Here is a 15,836-nt window from a genome sequence, read left to right as displayed (position 1 = left end):
GCCTACGTAAGGTTGTCGAGCCCACCTTCGAAGTTTTCTTCAACTTCGACGCCAAAGGCGTTGAAGGCCATGGCTAGTACGTTATAGCAGCCGATCGTGAAGACGAGGTCCATGCATTGACGCTCGTCGAAGCGTTCCGACAGCGCCGACCACGTGTGGTCCGAGAGATTGCTCGCGTCGAGCAGTTCGTCAACTGCGAGCACGACGAGGCAGTGAAATTCGTCGGCTGCCTCGCCATTCCGGACATCCGCGATGTCTTGCTCCGAAAGTCCTGCCCGCATGCCGATCCCGACGTGGTGAAACCATTCATAGTCGCAGCCAGCACGGTGCGCCACCCGCAAAATGGCCAGTTCCCGAATTCGGGCCGGCAGCGTCGACTGCATGAGTACGTGCACGTTGAACTGCAGGAACGCTTTCACCAATGCGGGATGCCGAACCAGTGTGGCGAGCCCGTTACCCGCGGCAGCGGGGTTGCGACGTGCCTCGGGCAGCATGTCGGAGAGGGCGCGGTCGACGGCCGCATCCCACTGGTCTGCGGGCAGTGGGCCAAGTCGCACGGTCACTATCCTCTCGGGTGCGAGAAATCGGATTTCGTAGTTCGCCTGAAGGCTTTCAGGTTTTCCCCGGATGGTCAATCCCGGGCACGTCTGATTCGGTACCTGAAACATATTGCCCACCAGACGAATAGAGACTCAAAATCGCCACTGCTGGACGCTGCGACTTCGCTGCCCGTCGCGTTCCAAACGGCGGGGTTGCAGGCATTGACGAATGGCAACCGGACACACCGGAACCATGATGAGCCAGCAATTCCGTGACATTTCGGACCCAGTTCAACATCGCACGACCTAGGTTCTGCTTGAGAAGCCTGAAGGCATCGGTGGAGAAGATGGGTGCGATGGGTTGGCGCCTTTGAAATTGCGAGCGCCGCCATCCTTGCCCGGATTGCAAAACTGCCGCCCAGCTTCGCGCAGCGCGCGGCCAGCGGGTTACCTGCAGACAAAATCGTTTTGGCGTAGATGTAATCCGGGACCGGGATTTCTCGGCAGCCAAGCCAGTGGCGTGCCGCACCTCGGTGGCGCCGTCGAACCTGGCGATGTTCCCGGAACAGCTGCCGGGGCGGTACGGTCGTTACTCGGTGAGCGAGAGCGGAATTGAGTGTGTCGCATCCATCGAGAATCGGGATAACTGGCCGCCCGTGCAGCTGGAATCTTATGAGCACTCAGAAACTTGATGAGCGCCATGAACTTTGAAGCCATCCGGTGCAAACCGATGGAGCGCGTACGAACATAAAATGTGTACGAAAAATGGACAGTGCACGGCCGATTTTCCGTCACCGATCGATCGACGATTGCAGAAGCCGCCCATTCGACACCACCTACGCGGCCTGGCCCAGCCGGCACCCGAACACTAGGGGAGTTGATCCAATCCTGTTGCATTGCAATGAGTTTAAATTAACCCACAAGCGATCATCTGTAGTTGCGATTGCTGCCGGTACTCGCCCGGCAAGACATTGCGGCGTTATAGATGCGCGCGCCAGAGTTGCGTGGCGATGCTAGGGAACAGCGCGGCGACGTGATGGACATCAGCGCCGTATGCCCGCGTACGAACCGACATGGTGACGAACCGCGGTTCCCACCGCTGGCGGTCGACAAGCGTATTCCGCCGGGCGGTGTGCCGCACGATCACGCGCGGTGCAGCTTGGGTAATACCTCTGCGGCCAACAGCTCAAGCATTGTCCAACCGCTTTCGGGCGAGAGTCCTGAGATCAGCGGTGTGAGGGCGATCGGCGTCGTGTCGGCTAGGGCGATGGTCTGCTCTGGGGTCAGCACGTTGATGATACCGGCGGCGCGGACCTGCTCGATGGTTTCCAGCCCGTAGAACGGTGATGTCGTGGTGTCGAGATCGCCGGCCCAAGACGCATAGCTCTTGACGAGGTGGAGGACATGCGGGCCGATCTCCTCCCACGCCGCGTCGGGATCTCGCGCGACGTGGACGGCCGGGTGGGTCGACATGACCGGCCCCGGCTCGCGGCCCCGCTTCTGGCATTCCCGCTCATAGACCGCGATCAACTCGCGGCCGCCCGGCATCATCGCGGGCTGCAGTATCCACAGGCCGAGGCCGTATCTCGCCGCCCGGCGCGCTGCCGCAGGAACCCCGCCGCCGACGAGGATCTTGGGCGGCCGGCTGACCGGCAGAGGCCGTACGAAGATCTCGCGATCGCCATACTCGAATCGCTCGCCGGCCAGGGCGCGGGTGATGACGTCGAGCCCTTTGTCCATCAGGGCTGCGCGGTCGTTCAGCGACTTGCCGAACATGTTGAACTCGGCATCGACATAGCCCGCCGCCAGCGTGGTGGTGAGCCGTCCGCCGCAGATGATGTCGGTCACCGCGATTGCCTCGGCGACCTCGACGGGATCATGCAGCGGAAGCACGATCGCACCGAGGATCATTTCCATCCTTTTGGTCCGCGCGGCCACCGCCGTCGCCATCAGCGCCGGCACCGGGTTGTAGCCGTCTTCGGAGGCGTGATGCTCGGGGAAGACCACGGCATCGATGCCCGCGTCATCACCGAACGCGCACATGTCCAGCGCCGCGTCATAGAGGTCGGCTGCCGGGGCGCCGAAATCCGGTGCGCGCATGTCAAAGCTCAAAACGGTCCGAAACATGGCGATCGTATTGTTCACTTCCTGGCTCGCGTCGTTGGCGGGCAACGACATCCATGTTGTGCAGCGATCAGAGGGGCATCGACGCCGATTGTGGTGTTTACATCTCGGTAATGCAATACTGCTCAATACAATCGTATCGGTACTTCGAACCAGTCAGAGGCACGTTCCCGGGCTTGGGGGACCGTCGAAGGAGCATTGCACGGTGTCAGACTTCACCTCCATGGACTTCTTCCGCGACGTGGACACGCTCGTCGAGGACCCGTACCCGTATTTCGAGGCGCTCCGCACCAGATGCCCTGTCCTTCGCGAAGAGCACCACGGTGTGACCATGGTGACCGGCTGGCAGGAGGCGGTCGACATCTACAACGACGCGCAGACGTTCTCCTCGTGCATCTCGGTGACCGGCCCGTTCCCCGGCTTTCCCGTTCCGTTGGAGGGCGATGACGTCACGGCGTTGATCGAGAAGCATCGCGACGAGATCCCGTTCAGCGATCAGTTGCCGACGCTCGACCCCCCGACGCACACGAATCATCGTTCACTGCTGATGCGGCTGATCACCCCGAAGCGCCTCAAAGAGAACGAGGACGCGATGTGGCTGATCGCCGATCGACTGCTCGACGACTTCCTGGCACCCGGAAAGGGCGAGTTCATCCACGGGTTCGCAGGACCGTTCACTCTGCGCGTCATCGCCGATCTGCTTGGCGTGCCGCCGGAGGATCGCGACGAACTCGTCGGCGGGCTCGAGCGGGGCAGCCACGGCGGGGCTGTCGGCAGGACCGACGAAACCTTGGCGCATACCCCACTGCAATACCTCTATGAGGCGTTCGCAAACTATGTCGAGGACCGCAGGAGCGCCCCACGAGACGATGTTTTGACAAGCTTGGCGACCGCGACGTTCCCGGATGGGTCCACCCCCGCCGTCGCTGACGTGGTGCGGGTGGCGACGAACGTGTTCTCGGCCGGCCAGGAGACCACCGTGCGCCTGCTCGGCACCGCGTTGAAGATCCTTGCCGAGCGGCCGGACATTCAAGCGGAGTTACGTGAGGACCGCAGCCTCATTCCGAATTTCATCGAAGAGACGCTACGCATCGACAGTCCGGTCAAGGGCGACTTCCGGCTCTCGCGCGTCCCGATCACGGTCGGCGACACGGAGTTATCTGCCGGCACCACGGTGATGGTGTTGAACGGTGCCGCGAACCGGGACCCGCGTCGCTTCGAGGATCCAGACACATTCGATCTGGCCAGAAAGAATGCCCGCCAACACCTTGCGTTCGGACGGGGCATTCACAGCTGTCCCGGGGCGCCCCTTGCCCGCGCAGAAACCCGCGTCGGGCTGGAGCGCCTCCTGGACCGCACGTCGGACATTCGTATCTCGCAGAGCGAGCATGGACCGCCGAATGACCGCCGATACGCCTACATCCCGACCTACATCCTGCGCGGACTTACCGAACTGCATGTGGAATTCAGTCCCACCACGGGAGGCGGCCGATGAAGGCTGTGGTTGACGACCAGCGCTGTCGCGGTCACGGCATGTGCACGACACTCCGCCCGGACGTTTTCGTCATCAACGACGACGGCTACGCCGAGGTTGTGGTGGCCGAGATCTCAGCCGCGCAGCGAGATGCGGTGCGTGAAGCAATCCAGTGCTGCCCCGAGCAGGCAATCCGCGAAGGGGATTGAATGTCAAAGGGATACGTCATCCTCACCGAGGCCATCAAGGATCCGGAAGGCATGAACGCCTACGCCCAAGCGGCCGCGCCGGCTATAGGCCAGGGCGGCTGCAAGACTCTGGCGGTCGATACCAATCCTCGGGTCGTCGAAGGCGATTGGCACGGCGATCAGACTGTCGTCCTGGAGTTCGACTCGGTGGAGGCGGCGCGTGCTTGGTACGAATCCGAGAGGTACCAGAACGCCGCGAAACTTCGTCAAGCCGCCGCCGATTGCAACGCTCTGATCATCGCCGGATTCGGGGACGGGGGCCTGAGTCAGGAATAGGTAGATAGGAGTGCTCATGGGTGGTACCACGGCGAGGTCGTCGGCCGAGTTTTCAACGTGTGCGTCTTTTTTGACCTATCGTTATATGCCGCGCGACTTTCTTGCCAGTCAAGTGAAACAGCTGCAGGACTCTGGCGCAGTGGATTACGTCTACCTGTCCGACCAGATGCTTTCATGGTGGCCGCCCTCGCTGTGGAACGCGAAGAACGCTCCGGCCGCAGCGATGTTGCCTGACAGCGATTCCTTTACCGACCCGTTCGCGCTATCCGGCTACATCGCGGCGCATGCCCCGGGCCTGGGGATCATGTTGAGCACGGATGCGGTGCGTTATGGGCCGGGGGAGCTGATGCGATCAGCGCTCACCTTGGCCGATCTGACCGAAGGCCGGTTCACCTTGCTGCTGGGTGCTGGCGAGGTCAAGCAGTGCAAACCGTTCGGCTGGAAGCGCTCGCAGGGCCTTGCCCGGCTGGAGGATCATCTGCGGCTGTACCACGAGATGTTGTCTGCCGAAGAGCCGTTCGACTTCCAGGGCAACCACTGGAAGTTCGACACGGCCTGGCTCGGCGGTGCAAAGAACTATCAGCCGTATATCTGGACCATCGGTGGCGGACCGAAACTGGTCGATCTGACCACCTCCTATGCGAACGGACTCACCACGGTGACCCCGGGGGTGTGGTCCTCTCCCGATCAGACCGCCCGAAACACCGGCGAGATGAAGGAGCAGTTACGCGTCAAGGGCCGCGATCCGGAGGATTTCGGTTTCGCCCCGGTTCTCATGGTCGTCATGCACACCGACGAGTCGGTGATCGACCGAGTGCTGGACAACCCGTTAACCCGATTCATCACTGCGATTTGGGGTCGGCTGCACATGCCGGACTGGCGGAAGGAGGGTTTCGAGCCACCCTTCCCCGACGACTGGCATTATGCGAACCGGCTTCTGGCGCACAATATGTCAGCCGCAGAGGTTGATGATGTGCTGGGCAAGGTGTCACGCGAGATGGTCGAGAAGGCGTACATCATCGGGACCCCTGAGACGGTCGCAGCCGAGCTTCAGCGCTACATCGACGCCGGTGTAACACGGATCATGCCCGGCAACGTCGCGTCGGTCGTGCTCGATCCAGCGGAAGCGGAGGCGTCGATGTGGGCGGATATCGAGCTGATGAGAAATCTGAAAGAGAAGAACACGCTCTCAACACCGTCCGCGCAACACTCGTCGTAGCTGCGGAAGGCGTTGGCTCATCACGTGTTTCGCCCGCCGTTGACACCCCAGATCTGGCCGGTCACATATCCGGCTTCTTCGGATACCAGGAATGCGCAGGCGGCCGCGATGTCTTCTGGCTGACCGATGCGGCGCACGGGCGTCAGATCGATGTTCGCCTGGATGTCGACCAAGCCCCTCGAGGCGGCATTCTGCAGCATCGGTGTGTCGACAAAGCCGGGCGGCACGGCGTTGACCGTGATGCCGCTCGGTCCGTATTCCAGGGCCAGCGTCTTGGTCAGTCCGTTGACCGCCGATTTTGCCGCCACGTAGGCCGACATGGTCGGCACACCCGAAATGGGTGCTGGATGACGAGATGTTGACGATGCGGCCCCAGCCGGCGTCGACCATGTCCGGCAGCACCGCCTGGGTGCAGTGGAATACGCCGTTGAGGTTGACGTCGAGCACGCGTTGCCATTCCTCGAACGAGACGTCGGCGAAGCTTTTGAACAGGTCGATACCGGCGGCGTTGACCAGCACCGTAACTGGCCCGAATCGACGATGGATCGCTTCCAGCGCGTCGTCGACCTGGGCTCTATCGGTCACGTCTGCGGCGAACGACGCATCGTCGTCGTCTGCCGGTCGTAGGTCGATGATGGCCACCGCCAACCCGTCTTTGCGCAGCCTCGCGGCGATGGCCTGGCCGATGCCGGACGCGCCTCCGGTCACCACGGCATTCTTCACCGTCCGAAGCCCTCCGTCCTGTCGTGCGAAGCTGGCTTATCCGGATGTGCGCGCCACAGTCGGACACGTTTCTGCTCGGCGTGTTTCCTGATCGCCGGTCGATACTGCTTGCTTTCAGCAACCACCCCGGCGATGACGTCGTCACCCAACGGCGTTGAACTTGATATGCAGGTCGGTCAGCCCACGCATGATGAAAGTGGGCTCGTAGTTGTACTGTCGCTGGCCGGCGGGTCCGTGCTTGTCCTCGTCGATCGTGATGTCGGCCATCCGGTCCAGGATCCGTTCGATCGAGACCCGGCCCTCCACTCGTGCCAGCGGCGCGCCCGGGCAGGAGTGAATGCCGCGACTGAACGCGATGTGTTCGCGCACGTTCTTGCGGTCGAGCCGGAACTGGTGCGGTTCCTCAAACCGACCGGGATCGCGGTTGGCGGCCGTCGGACTGACCATCACGGTGGTGCCGGCGGGCACATCGATATCGCCCAACTTGGTTGACTTGCGCGCCATCCTGAACACGGTCTTGACCGGCCCCTCGATGCGCAGGCATTCCTCGATGAACGTGGGAATCAGGCTGCGGTCGTCGCGGAGTTGCTGCTGGATGTCGGGCCGCTCGCCGAACACCTGCAGCGCGACGCCGAGCAGCTTGGCCGTGGTCTCCTGCCCGGCGGCGAACAAGAAGGTGGCAGTGCGGACCACGTCGAGGAGCTCGGGCGTGGACCCGTCCGGGTACTTGGCGGTCGCCAACGCGGTCAGCACATCATCGCGGGGGGCACGCCGCCGGTCTTCGAGGTAAGAGATGAACTTCTCGTCCGCCCATCCCAGGAGGTTCACCGGCTCCGGCGCATGGTCGAAGGACCCGACTTCCGCGGAAGGCGCGATCAGCCCGAAGGCCTCACGGAAGTCCTGGTGGTCTTCCTCGGGCACGCCCAGCAGGTCGGCGATGACGATGAGCGAGAAGGGCCTGGCGTAGGCGTCGAGGAACTCGCAGCGGCCGTCGCCGAGGAACTGGTCGAGGTGGCGGTCGGCCAGTCGCCACATGAAGTCCTCGTTTTCCTTCAGGCGTTTCGGCGTCAGCAAGCGGCCGAGCACGGACCGGGCGTCGCTATGCTCCGGCGGATCCATGGTGATCATGTGTTCGGACATGGGGACCGCGCCGCGGTGCTGCGCGATCTGGTCGGTGATGTCGTCGCCCTCGGGCACGATCGGCAGCGGGGTGAACGGGCCGCCGACCGCGATGCAGGACGAGTAGGAGTCGACGTCCTTGTACACGGCGTTGGCGGCCTCCCAGCCGGTGACCGCGAGCACGCCATAGTTGATAGGGCACGCCATCGGGTGCCGACTGCGCAGATAGTCGAAGTACGGATGAGGATCGGGCACCAGGGATTGATCGGTGAAATAGTCGACCGAGTCGAAGTTGCTCATGGATGGGTACCTTCCTGCACGTTCATCGAACTTTGGCGGCAACCCGCCCTGTCTTCCTGGACAGCATGTTACCGCCGCGTCAATACGCTCGTATTACGAGCGAAATGGTAAGCCAGACAATCATCCCAACCTCCGGGTCTGAGCGATCCGTTCTCATCGGACGAAACCCCATTCCGTCTCGTTGCCTTCGGCTTTCAGCTCGGGTTCGTAGACGGCGTCCGAGTCCGCGGGCGTCGCTCGGTCGCCGGGCCGGTACTCGCCGACCTCCAGGATTGCGTGTACCGGACAGTCCAGTACGGCCCGCATCACCGCGTCGTGGTCTTCGTCGGCCACCACACCGTCGCCGATGAGCGACGCATAGCCCCAGTCGTCTAGTGAGAACAATGCCGGTGCACGCGTTGCGCAGGCCCCAAAGCCGTCACAAACCGTTCGATCGAGACGAATCCTCATGAGGTCACCAACGCCTCCACTTCGAAGGGGCGCACCGCCTCGTACGCGACTGTCCGGCATGCGCCGCAATCGTTGTTCAGGTGGTGCTTCACCAATTCCGGGTATTGCGACAGCAGACTCGCCGCCACATTGCAGGCCCCGTCAAGTGTGCCGCAGGCACCGCGGCCGCGAAGCACAACCGACCAACGCTCCAGCCGGCCGAGGTCCTCTTGCGTTGCCCGACCGTCTCTCAACGCCGACGTGACCGCCGACATCGCCGCGGTCCCGTTGAAACATGAACCGCACTGGTCCGCGTTCTCCCGAGCGAAGTAGGCCAGCACTGACGCACCCACGGCGACGGGGCACTCCTTGGTGAGGATGGCAATCGCGCCACAGCCGATCCCGCTGCCGAGCCGGCGCAACGTTTCATGGTCCAGAGTCGCATCAAGCGCACACCGGTTCAGCAATCCGCAGAAGTAGCCGCCCATCAACAAGCCACGAACCCGGTCGGAACTCACTCCGAACTTCTCGATCAGGTCGGTGAGATTGAGACCGAACGGGACCTCGTAGAGAGAAGGCGGCCGTGCCCCGCCGGTGAGCGTGACCAAGAATGTCCCGGGCGAGGCCGAGGTACCCGCCGCGCGAAAGTCGTTGGGACCCTGCCGCAGCAAGTACGGCAGATTGCCCAGCGTTTCGACATTGCTCACCAGCGTCGGGTAGTCGTCAACCCCCTGTTCGAACGGCCGGGGCGGTTTGTCCGTAGGTTTGGCAGGCCCGCCGTTGATGGCCCGTACGGCGGCGGTCTCCTCGCCGGCGACATAGCCCGGCTGGACCCTGAACACGCTGACCGCGACACCGTCCAGACTTTGCTCGTCGAGCTGCGAGAGGGCGCGCTCGATACTGCTGGCGGCCAATTCATCCGACGCGTAGAGATAGGCCCGGTCGGCGCCTACCATGCGCGCGGCAAGCCGCAGGCCGTCGAGAATCAGATGCGGACGGTGACGGAGCAGCCAGCGATCCTTGATCGACGCCGGTTCGCCTTCTTCGCCGTTGGCAACAAGGACCGCGCCGCCGGCTCGCTGCCCGTTGTCGCGAACCGTGCGGATCTTGACTGCGAGAGGAAACGCAGCACCCCCGCGACCGAGCAGCCCGGATCGGCTGACCATCTCGACGAGCGCGTCGGAATCGTCGAGGCGTTGATAGCCACCTGAGTGCAGGTAGGTGGGGTAATCGATGCCTGAGTCGCCAAGCAGGCGGGGCGCAAGGCCCGGCCACCTGACGACGCTGAGATTTGTTGGTAGGGTGGTCTTTTGCATCGCTACGCGATCGTCTGGCTCATGCCGTCACCATGATGTCGTTACCGACGACTCGGACCGGGTAGGTGCGGATACTCCACTCGGGCTTGACCGCCGTGGTGCCGGTAGCGAGCTCGAAACCCCACTGGTGCCACGGGCAATAGATGAACTCGAGATCGCGCACCATCACCGCGTTTCCCGGCACGCTTTCGTCGACGGTGGTCCTGCCGCGCGCCCGCCCCGAGCACAGCGGGCCGCCTTCGTGCGGGCAGTAGTTCGCGATGGCGTAGAACGTGCCATTGACGTTGTAGACACCGACACCATGTCGCCCGATCGGTACTAATTTGCGTGTGCCTGGCGGGATTTCGTCGACAGTGGCTACGGCGTGCTCGCGCCCTTGGGCTAGCCGGGGCATTTCGATTTTCTCCGCCAACGTCAAAACACCCGGACTTGGCCCTCGAGGGCCGGAACGGTGTCGGGAAGGTGGTAGGTCGCGATCCCGTTGCGGAACATGACGTTTTCGCGAGCGTGCCGAGGCAGATGCTTCACCAGCCAGCGCGGGTCGTCGAAAGTCCAGTGCGGGTAGTCGGAGGAGAACAGCAAGATCTTGTCGCACTCCATCCACTCGAGTGCACGGGTCAACTGCGTCTTATCCTCCGGATAGTCGAGCGGTTGCGTTGTGAACTTGATGTGATCTTTGACGTATTCGGAAGGCTTGCGCTTGATCACCACGAACGACTTGCGGGCCTCGTAGATTGCGTCCATGCGCCACATCAGCGGCAGAATCCAGGTGAATGCGTGCTCTACCAGCACGATTCGCAAGGTTGGGAAACGGTCGAAGACACCGTCGAAGATCAAGCTCATCACCTGGTTTGCCGCCAGCAGTGAGTAGGTAACCATGAAATCGTGGTTGTAGCTGGGCATGCCTACAGGCGGCATGGGCAGCTCCTCGAAGTGGCTGCGGGCTAAGTGGCAGCTGACCGTGATGTCGTGCTTGGTGGCCGCTGCCCAGATCGGGTCATATTTCGGGTCGCCCCAGGACGGACGCGGCTCGGCCTTGATCAAGATCTGGCCCATATAGGGGTGTCCGGCCCAGCGCTCGATCTCGACCGCCGCCGCATCCGGTGCTTCGATGGCGACGCAGATCGACCCGCGCCAGCGTTCGTGCCAGTTGTTGTGGCTGTCGAGCCAATGATTGGCCTGCCAGTCGTTGAGCGCGCACGACATCGCGTGGTTCGCGTCGGGCACCCGGGCCGGATATGCGGCCGGCTCCAGGACCGCAATGTCGGCGCCGGCCTCCATGATCAGTTGTTTGAACGCCAAATCCGGGTTGCTTCCGGCGAATTCGCCGTCGCCCGGGAAAGCGTCAACGCGCATGGCGTAAGCATGCGCATAGTCGGGCGCGTCGTAGTAGATCTGCTCGCCGATCCTGCGGTTGAGGAAATACTTGCTGCGCCATGGCTCCGGGATGTACGGAGTGAGCTCGCCGCGCCTTGGTACCGGATGGACGTCGGAATCGACACATCGCACGGCGATGCGTTCCGCCGCGGGAACCCGCTCCTCAATGTTCGTAAGCGTCATCGTGGCCTCCTTTCGGCTGCTGCTTCTACTGTGCGACCAGATCGGCAGGGATGTCTATTCCGTAAAGCTGCGCGGCATTGCGCCAGCACAGCTTGTCGCGCTGTTCGGCTGTGAATGAGCGGGGCACCTTGAGCTCATTGATCTGCCAATGCGGATAGCTGGAACCGAACATCACCATGTCTTCCTTGCCGGTGAAGGCCAACCACTCGCCGGCGAAATCGGCGTCCCCGGGGCCGTCGAGTCCCCCCTGGACGAAGTAGATGTGATCGGGCAGGTAGTCGCTGGGCATCCGCGGCGCCCACGGAGTCTGTTCCAGATGGGGCCGGCCGAAGCAGTCCATTCGCCAGATGAACGGGGTCAGCAGGTCGGCGGCCCCATCGGCCCAGACGAACTTCAGCTCGGGCATTCGCTCGAATACGCCTTCCGCCAACATGTTCATCAGGTGATACAGGTAATTCAATGCCATGAACCCCACGTATTGCTCGTAGCTCCGCGTATTCCCGGACGGCGTTGGCGCAGCGGCGATACCGGAGCCGACCTCGATATGCGCGCAGACCGGCAGACGCGCGTCTACTGCCGCCTCCCATAATGGCCAAAACTGCGGCTTGCCGAACAGTTCTCGGGACTGCAGCGGAATGCCGATCTGCACCACGCGAGGGTGGTCCTTGTACGTGTCGATCTCACGCAGGGCACCGGGGATGTCGTCGGGATTCACACGGATGGTGCCCCGGAACCGCTCGCCGAACTCGCTGTGGTCCAGCCACCGGGTAACCAGGATTTCGTTGTGCGCGGCGGCGATCGCAGTGCCGAGATGCCTGTCTGGCATGATGCCGCGCGTCATCGGATGCAAGATCGCCACGTCGACGCCCCGCTCATCGAACAGATGCTTCGCGACGACCTGTGGATCTGAGCCGGGGTAACCCCCTTCGCCGACGCCTTTGAGGTATTCGCCGCCCGGCGCGCCATACCAATCCATCTCGTAATCCGGGAAGCCGCGACTGGTGAACGGCTCGCGCAGGAAACTCCGGAGGTCCTTGTTCGACTGGGCGAAGATGTGGGCACTGGTGTCGATGACTGGTGTGCGTTGTCCGTCGGCATGCTCGATCACAAACGCCTACCTAACTCACGCGAGGAAAGAGATAGCTGCCTCCTCGATTTCACCGTGGCGGGCAACCTTGCTGTCCACCTTGGATAGCACGGTGCTGGCGGGATGGTCAATACGTTCGTATGTCATCAATACACCCGTACGTTGACATGCGGTGCAGCGGGTGACAGAGTGCTACGCGAATGCCCAGCATTGATCAATCGAAATGAGGTTCTAATGGCTGACCGGGTTGAGGGCAAGGTCGCGTTTATCACCGGTGCGGGGCGAGGCCAGGGGCGGGCGCATGCGGTGCGGTTGGCGCAAGAAGGCGCTGACATCATCGCGGTCGATATCTGCAAGCAGATCGAAAGCGTGGAGTATCCGATGTCCTCGCCCGAGGACCTCGCGGAGACCGCGGACCTGGTCAAGGGTTTCAACCGCAACATTTACACCGCCGAGGTCGACGTGCGCGACTATGACGGGCTCAAAGCAGCCGTGGACGCCGGGGTTGACCAGCTGGGCCGACTGGACATCATCGTGGCCAACGCCGGCATCGGTAACGGCGCCGGGCCTTTGGACAAGATGGGCGAAAGCGACTGGGCGGACATGCTGGACGTGAACCTCACCGGGGTGTGGAAGACGGCGAAGGCCGGCATCCCGCATATCCTTGCCGGTGGCCGCGGTGGCTCGATCATCTTGACGAGTTCGGTCGGCGGCCTGAAGTCGTACCCGAACACGGGTCACTACATCGCAGCCAAGCACGGCGTCGTGGGCCTGATGCGGAGCTTCGCGGTCGAGCTGGGCCAGCACAACATTCGAGTGAACTCGGTGTGCCCCACCAACGTGAACACCCCGATGTTCATGAATGACATGTCCATGAAGCTGTTCCGTCCGGATCTGGAAAATCCCAGCCGCGACGACGTTGCCGCTGTCGCCCAGTGGATGCACACGCTGCCGCTCGGCTGGGTGGAGGTCGAGGACATCGCCAATGCGGTGCTGTTCCTGGCTTCTGACGAGGCCCGCTACATCACCGGGGTGACGTTGCCGATCGATTTGGGGAGCTGCTTGAAGTAGTCACGGGTGGTTGGATCCGCGGTGCCCCAAACCGTGATCGGCGCTGTTTCGAGGATCCGGCCGGATCGGGGTGGAGCGCTATTTTCGACCAGACGTCGATGCGAGCACATCCGCGCGCAAGCGTGGACTGCGAACGAGCGGTATCTCCTGCGTCCCGAGCTGCATCCTTCGCGGGCTTGTTGTGCCGCCCGTGGAATTCTCTGCCGTGACGGGGGTGGCTCGTTGAAGCTGGTGGTCGGCGATGAGCGAGGCGGCGACAATGGTTGTGGGGGAATGGAATTGGTTCTCGGAGGAGTTTGTGAGCAGTAGCGAAGAACAGGTCGTCCGCCGATTTCTCGAGCTTTGGTCTACTCGCGAGGCCGACGCGATGGCGGACCTGTTCGCCGAAGACGGTGTGTACGACAACGTTCCGGAAAAGGCCCCGATGATCGGCAGTCAGGCCGTCCGCAAATGGCTTCACATGGTATTCGCACACATCACGCGAATCGATGTCGAAATCCAGAACATCGCAACCAGAGGCGAATGGGTGTTGGTCGAACGACTCGACGATCACGTTGCCGGTGACCGGCACATGCGTTTGCCCGTCATGAATGCGACGCGGGTAGTGAATGGCAAGATCGCGTTGTTCCGCGATTACTACTGCCGCAAGACTTGCGCCGAACTGGGGCTGGTCTAGGTCGGCATCGATCCGTCTTGCAGAAGTGTTAACTGCGCCGGGTAATGATGGGCTCGTCCAGTTGTCGAACGAAACCCGGTGATGCGCAGAGAAACAGCTCTAGGCTTATGTCGCGGCAGTATTCATCAAACGGCGGGTTGAACCAGTCGATCCATCGTGCGGTGGTCAGCTCGACGTCCTGGATGGAGCGTTCACCGAAAGCATCGTTGTGGCTGCTGAAGCAGGCCTTCTACTTGTCGCTGACCACCGCGAACGAGGCGATCGGTGCTCGCGGCGTCGGCACGGCCCAATCGGTGTGCTGCGTCAGCTTGTTAACGAACCCGGCCTGTCGGGTGCCGAACTCGCCCGGCGTCTGCTGATCAGCCCACCAGGAGTTCAGCTGGCTCTCACCGCGGTAGAACGCCGCGTTCTGGTGGAACGAAACAAGACTTAAAGCACAAACGCATCCTGCAGGCCTGCCTCACCGACGAAGGACACCATGTCGTGGCCATGGCGCTCGGCGACGCCCTCGGCGTCGGGGTACTCAGCTCTGACGAGCACCAACCCTGCATGCGTTGCTGGGCCGCGTGGTCGAAAAGTGCACCGGCCGCGAGCTCATCAAAGACCATGTCGAGCAGTGATATTCCCGTTTAACCTCGTTTCCTTGGTGCAGCGTGACCCCCGCGTCTATATCAATTACTTGAGATTAGTCGCAAGTACTTGATATTCTGGCGCGGATGCAGAATCCCCGCGCGTTGATTCAGGTCAACTCGACCGGCACTTCACTGCGCCAAGTCGCCCTACCGGACATGGTGGCCGCGAAATGGGGCCGGATCGTGATGATCTCGTCGTCCAGCGCCCAGCGGGGGGCGCCGTTTGTCGCCCACTACGCCGCGTCCAAAGGTGGAGTTATCACCTTGACCAAGTCGCTGGCCCGCGAATGCGCGGGCGACGGCATCACGGTCAACATTGCACCCGCGGATATCGAAACCCCGATGCAGCACCAGGCCCAGACAGCCGGATACCTGAAATCCAACGAAGACATCGCCCGCAATATCCCGCCGGGTCACCTGGGCAGTGGAGCCGACATCGCGGCCGGGGGGTTCTTGTGTTCAGAGGAGGCCGGTTTCATCACCGGCCAAGTGCTGGCGTTAACGGGGGAGTGGTGATGTGATCACGCGGCGCGGCACATGCTTTCGGCTCGGCGGCACCCAAGCGGCACTCAAGTATGGCATCGTCGACGACCTCCCGCTCAACGACCAGGAGATTCTGGTACGCCATTTACACAAGGTGGTCGTCGACTGGGTACAGGCTCACCAGCGCGCGAAGGTACCTGAGACGACAGGGGTGTAATCGTGCCAGATGCTTTGCTGCCCAGCGGGTCTGCTGAACTAGAGGGATTCGCTCAAGTCTGGTGTTTGGCTACCGAAACCGAGCGCTGGAACGCCCGGGTCAACTCCGCGATGCCCCAGATGCACGCCTCCTACGATGCGTTCTTCCCTCGCCTTGAAGAGGCCATCGATTACTGCGACAGATTCGCGCTCGACAACCTTCCGGAGGATGCGCTCAACCTGCTTCACATGATCTATTCGCTGATCATGGTCGCGATGGCGGTGGAGATCATGCACCAACCCGCGCCCGTCGACGCCGCCGATGCGGTCATGATCCGCACCGGCGAACCGTTTCCCTGATCGCG

General features: G+C 62.4%; 15 protein-coding genes and 4 pseudogenes. 10 read left to right on the top strand and 9 right to left on the bottom strand.

Features of this window, described 5'->3' with window-relative positions; translation table 11 throughout:
- Positions 1-2 precede the first annotated feature (2 nt).
- Positions 3-557, bottom strand: a complete 555-nt coding sequence (locus G6N50_RS11075) for a carboxymuconolactone decarboxylase family protein (protein WP_083096103.1) — start codon at positions 555-557, stop codon at positions 3-5.
- A gap of 1,125 nt (positions 558-1,682) precedes the next feature.
- Positions 1,683-2,711, bottom strand: a complete 1,029-nt coding sequence (locus G6N50_RS11070; RefSeq protein ID WP_232068942.1) for an LLM class flavin-dependent oxidoreductase — start codon at positions 2,709-2,711, stop codon at positions 1,683-1,685.
- Positions 2,712-2,886: 175 nt separating this feature from the next.
- Between G6N50_RS11070 and G6N50_RS11065 the strand changes: the two genes are divergently transcribed.
- From G6N50_RS11065 to G6N50_RS11055, 4 genes are read left to right on the top strand one after another with little or no spacing between them, the layout of a single operon-like run.
- Positions 2,887-4,158: a cytochrome P450 gene (locus tag G6N50_RS11065; RefSeq protein WP_083095945.1), complete on the top strand. Its 1,272-nt coding sequence runs from the start codon at positions 2,887-2,889 to the stop codon at positions 4,156-4,158.
- Positions 4,155-4,346: a ferredoxin gene (locus G6N50_RS28985; protein WP_179970116.1), complete on the top strand. Its 192-nt coding sequence runs from the start codon at positions 4,155-4,157 to the stop codon at positions 4,344-4,346. Before G6N50_RS11065 ends, G6N50_RS28985 begins: the two co-directional genes overlap by 4 nt.
- The gene (locus G6N50_RS28980; RefSeq protein WP_179970115.1) at positions 4,347-4,661 is read left to right on the top strand and encodes a DUF1330 domain-containing protein; all 315 of its coding nucleotides are present in this window, start codon (positions 4,347-4,349) and stop codon (positions 4,659-4,661) included.
- Positions 4,662-4,677: 16 nt separating this feature from the next.
- Complete coding sequence (locus tag G6N50_RS11055) at positions 4,678-5,880, top strand: LLM class flavin-dependent oxidoreductase (protein ID WP_142275599.1); 1,203 nt, start codon at positions 4,678-4,680, stop codon at positions 5,878-5,880.
- 20 nt (positions 5,881-5,900) lie between these two features.
- Here the strand turns inward: G6N50_RS11055 and G6N50_RS11050 are convergent.
- From G6N50_RS11050 to G6N50_RS11020, 7 genes and pseudogenes are all read right to left on the bottom strand, one after another.
- Positions 5,901-6,603, bottom strand: a pseudogene (locus G6N50_RS11050) (SDR family NAD(P)-dependent oxidoreductase).
- 141 nt (positions 6,604-6,744) lie between these two features.
- Positions 6,745-8,022 carry a cytochrome P450 gene (locus G6N50_RS11045; RefSeq protein WP_083095941.1) on the bottom strand — a complete coding sequence of 426 codons (1,278 nt, stop codon included), beginning with the start codon at positions 8,020-8,022 and terminating at the stop codon, positions 6,745-6,747.
- 153 nt (positions 8,023-8,175) lie between these two features.
- On the bottom strand, positions 8,176-8,472 hold the full coding sequence (locus G6N50_RS11040; RefSeq protein WP_083095939.1) for a ferredoxin: 297 nt from the start codon (positions 8,470-8,472) through the stop codon (positions 8,176-8,178).
- Entirely contained in the window at positions 8,469-9,767 is a 1,299-nt protein-coding gene (locus G6N50_RS11035) for an NADH-ubiquinone oxidoreductase-F iron-sulfur binding region domain-containing protein (RefSeq protein ID WP_083095938.1), read from the bottom strand. Before G6N50_RS11035 ends, G6N50_RS11040 begins: the two co-directional genes overlap by 4 nt.
- Before the next feature lie 19 nt (positions 9,768-9,786).
- Positions 9,787-10,161: a Rieske (2Fe-2S) protein gene (locus G6N50_RS11030; RefSeq protein ID WP_083096099.1), complete on the bottom strand. Its 375-nt coding sequence runs from the start codon at positions 10,159-10,161 to the stop codon at positions 9,787-9,789.
- 20 nt (positions 10,162-10,181) lie between these two features.
- Positions 10,182-11,327: an amidohydrolase family protein gene (locus tag G6N50_RS11025; RefSeq protein WP_083095935.1), complete on the bottom strand. Its 1,146-nt coding sequence runs from the start codon at positions 11,325-11,327 to the stop codon at positions 10,182-10,184.
- Between the two features lie 25 nt (positions 11,328-11,352).
- Positions 11,353-12,435, bottom strand: coding sequence for an amidohydrolase family protein (locus G6N50_RS11020; protein WP_083095932.1), 1,083 nt, complete (start codon positions 12,433-12,435; stop codon positions 11,353-11,355).
- Between the two features lie 213 nt (positions 12,436-12,648).
- Here G6N50_RS11020 and G6N50_RS11015 point away from each other — a divergent pair, with 213 nt between their 5' ends.
- The 6 genes and pseudogenes from G6N50_RS11015 (at position 12,649) to G6N50_RS10990 (ending at position 15,831) form a co-directional block, all read left to right on the top strand.
- Positions 12,649-13,485: a mycofactocin-coupled SDR family oxidoreductase gene (locus G6N50_RS11015; protein WP_083095929.1), complete on the top strand. Its 837-nt coding sequence runs from the start codon at positions 12,649-12,651 to the stop codon at positions 13,483-13,485.
- A gap of 241 nt (positions 13,486-13,726) precedes the next feature.
- The gene (locus G6N50_RS11010) at positions 13,727-14,161 is read left to right on the top strand and encodes an SgcJ/EcaC family oxidoreductase (RefSeq protein ID WP_083095926.1); all 435 of its coding nucleotides are present in this window, start codon (positions 13,727-13,729) and stop codon (positions 14,159-14,161) included.
- A 182-nt stretch (positions 14,162-14,343) separates the two neighbouring features.
- Positions 14,344-14,781 (top strand): annotated as a pseudogene (locus G6N50_RS11005) (MarR family winged helix-turn-helix transcriptional regulator).
- A 69-nt stretch (positions 14,782-14,850) separates the two neighbouring features.
- Positions 14,851-15,314 (top strand): annotated as a pseudogene (locus G6N50_RS11000) (SDR family NAD(P)-dependent oxidoreductase); the annotation flags it as partial.
- A 26-nt stretch (positions 15,315-15,340) separates the two neighbouring features.
- Positions 15,341-15,493, top strand: a pseudogene (locus G6N50_RS10995) (aromatic ring-hydroxylating dioxygenase subunit alpha); the annotation flags it as partial.
- Between the two features lie 14 nt (positions 15,494-15,507).
- A complete protein-coding gene (locus G6N50_RS10990) occupies positions 15,508-15,831 on the top strand; it encodes a hypothetical protein (protein ID WP_083095920.1) in 324 nt (107 codons plus the stop codon).
- Positions 15,832-15,836: the final 5 nt, after the last annotated feature.

Source organism: Mycobacterium mantenii, from assembly GCF_010731775.1.
Taxonomy (GTDB): domain Bacteria; phylum Actinomycetota; class Actinomycetes; order Mycobacteriales; family Mycobacteriaceae; genus Mycobacterium; species Mycobacterium mantenii.
Note: the sequence above shows the minus strand (reverse complement) of the source record. Positions and strands in the feature narration are given on the sequence as shown.

Excerpts from the sequence above, each read along its gene's own strand:
- G6N50_RS11065 (WP_083095945.1), top strand. The coding sequence starts at position 2,887 with ATGGACTTCTTCCGCGACGTGGACACGCTCGTCGAGGACCCGTACCCG.
- G6N50_RS28985 (WP_179970116.1), top strand. The coding sequence starts at position 4,155 with ATGAAGGCTGTGGTTGACGACCAGCGCTGTCGCGGTCACGGCATGTGC.
- G6N50_RS28980 (WP_179970115.1), top strand. The coding sequence starts at position 4,347 with ATGTCAAAGGGATACGTCATCCTCACCGAGGCCATCAAGGATCCGGAA.
- G6N50_RS11055 (WP_142275599.1), top strand. The coding sequence starts at position 4,678 with ATGGGTGGTACCACGGCGAGGTCGTCGGCCGAGTTTTCAACGTGTGCG.
- G6N50_RS11045 (WP_083095941.1), bottom strand. The coding sequence starts at position 8,022 with ATGAGCAACTTCGACTCGGTCGACTATTTCACCGATCAATCCCTGGTG.
- G6N50_RS11040 (WP_083095939.1), bottom strand. The coding sequence starts at position 8,472 with ATGAGGATTCGTCTCGATCGAACGGTTTGTGACGGCTTTGGGGCCTGC.
- G6N50_RS11035 (WP_083095938.1), bottom strand. The coding sequence starts at position 9,767 with ATGCAAAAGACCACCCTACCAACAAATCTCAGCGTCGTCAGGTGGCCG.
- G6N50_RS11030 (WP_083096099.1), bottom strand. The coding sequence starts at position 10,161 with ATGCCCCGGCTAGCCCAAGGGCGCGAGCACGCCGTAGCCACTGTCGAC.
- G6N50_RS11025 (WP_083095935.1), bottom strand. The coding sequence starts at position 11,327 with ATGACGCTTACGAACATTGAGGAGCGGGTTCCCGCGGCGGAACGCATC.
- G6N50_RS11015 (WP_083095929.1), top strand. The coding sequence starts at position 12,649 with ATGGCTGACCGGGTTGAGGGCAAGGTCGCGTTTATCACCGGTGCGGGG.
- G6N50_RS11010 (WP_083095926.1), top strand. The coding sequence starts at position 13,727 with ATGAGCGAGGCGGCGACAATGGTTGTGGGGGAATGGAATTGGTTCTCG.